The 370-nt window shown below is 37.0% G+C and carries 1 pseudogene; it reads left to right on the forward strand.

Features of this window, described 5'->3' with window-relative positions:
* Nucleotides 1-160 precede the first annotated feature (160 nt).
* Nucleotides 161-370 (forward strand): annotated as a pseudogene (locus AC1DEF_RS29385) (MarR family transcriptional regulator); the annotation flags it as partial.

The raw sequence follows: 370 nt of genomic DNA on the forward strand, positions 1-370 counted from the left end.
GTTATAATTTACTAGGAACGAGAAAAACCGCCCAAGTCTTTGGTCGGACAGGCGGTTCTCTCGTATCAAAAAGGTTGGAGTTAACCTTTATTCAAGTTGTTATATGTGTATTTTACCACATAGAGGTTAATTCCTTCCACAAAAAAGGGAGAGAATTAATATGACAAAAATTGTGAATTTTGACCAAGCCGAAAAGAAAGCCAGAAAGAGGGATTTTGATTTAGAAAAGCTTCAGTATGCTTTAGATCATGGGGGTGTCCCTCAAGAATTTATTGAAAATGCTATGGAATTATTAAGTAAGGCTACTGGAAAAGAACTTTACATAGGGACTAAACGCTCACCACAGTCGAAAGTGAGGTTTGCTCAATTC

The organism is Priestia sp. 10L35, from assembly GCF_056395685.1.